Genomic DNA, 1,514 nt, shown 5'->3' with positions numbered 1-1,514 from the left:
GGACCTCCTGGGCATCGTGCAGACCTTCTCGTGGCGGCTGTACGGTCTGCGCCGCTACGAGAAGGAGTTGAAAAGGGCGGACCTGACCATGGAGGGTGACCGGTGAAGGTCACCCGGATCGCCTACTCGGCCCGGCTGAATCCGGGCAAGTACGCCGCACTGGTGGAGCAGGCCCGTCGGTTGGGCCGGGTGCGCAGCGAGGTGTGGCAGCGTTACGGCTCGATCCTCGGAGTCGGGTCCGGGTTGAGAGACCGGCAGGTGCGGGACCGGTGGCTGGCCGACGGCACACACGCGTTGTTTGGTGTGCTGGCGAATGCGTGGAAGGAAACCGTCCGCGACGCCATGGCCGACATCGGAGCGAACATGGAGGCGGCCAAGGTCGAGGTCCGGCGGGCGATCAGCCGACGCACCAACGATCCGGCCGAGCGTAAGCGGATGTTCACCGCGCTGCAGGCGGACCAGTGGGCCAGTGACCCGTTCCTGGCCCGGCAGATGCGCAAGCATTGGAAGCGGGGCCGCAACCGCACGCACGATCAGATCGTGGTGCGCGCCGACAAGTACAACACCGCTGTCGATGGGCGGGGCCGGTTGTGGCTGGCGATTCCCGGTCTCGAGCCCCGCAAGATGGTCAGGATCCCGCTGTCCACGACGGTCGCGCCGACGGGTACCTTGCGGCTGATCCTGCGCAGCGGCCGGGTCGAGGTGCACTACCAGATCGACGCGGCGCAGATGCGGTCGTCGCAGCGGCCGTGCGGCGACCGGAGGCTCGGTGTGGACAAGGGCTACACCGAAGCCCTGACCGACTCCGACGGCCAGCCCCACGGTGCAGGGCTCGGCGTGCTGCTGTCCAGTGAGTCGGATCGGTTGAAGGAACGTAACCGGCGTCGGGCGAAGCTGCGCTCGATCGCGAACAACGCCGCCCTGCGTGGTGACCACGCGAAAGCGCACCGGATCAAGGTCAACAATCTCGGCACGGTGAAGCGGGATCGGCAGGCGGCCCGGCATCGGGCGCGGGTGCGGACGGAGATCTTCACCGCGGTGCACGAGGTCGTGGACGAGGCCGCCACCGTGATCGCCGAGGATCTCACCAAACGCTTCACCGGCCGCAAAAAGCTTCCTAAGAACATCAACCGGCGTCTCGCCGCATGGACCAAAGGAGTCACCGCCGAGGCCCTGAAAAGCGTGTCGGAGCGTAGAGGTTCTGCGCTCATTCCCGTCAACGCCGCCTACACCTCACAAACCTGTCACCGCTGCGGCCGGTTCGGCCGCCGTAGCGGGGACCGGTTTCACTGCACCTGTTGCGGGGTGGTGTGGCAGGCCGACGTGAACGCCGCGATCAACATCCTGCACCGAGCTGGCGACCCCGACATCGCCCTGCACACCCCACACCACAAGGTGAAGCAGATCCTGCAGGACCGAACCGATCGCCACCGGACCAGACTGCCGGTCCAGGACTCCAGCCCAGCCACCGCTGGCCGGAGAGCGAATTATCCGAACGGCTCAGCTACGAGCAA

1 protein-coding gene is annotated in these 1,514 nt (G+C 67.0%); it reads left to right on the top strand.

Going from position 1 to position 1,514, the window contains the following annotated elements; all coding sequences use genetic code 11:
• Positions 1-102 precede the first annotated feature (102 nt).
• Positions 103-1,514: RNA-guided endonuclease TnpB family protein (locus tag KBX37_RS33775; protein ID WP_210779874.1), on the top strand; the 1,412-nt coding region annotated here is incomplete at its 3' end.

The sequence above is a fragment of the Micromonospora sp. U56 genome (genome assembly GCF_018070095.1).
GTDB classification, from domain to species: Bacteria; Actinomycetota; Actinomycetes; order Mycobacteriales; family Micromonosporaceae; genus Micromonospora; species Micromonospora purpureochromogenes.
The sequence above is the reverse complement of the archived record's forward strand: the minus strand, read 5'-3'. Positions and strand labels throughout refer to the sequence as shown.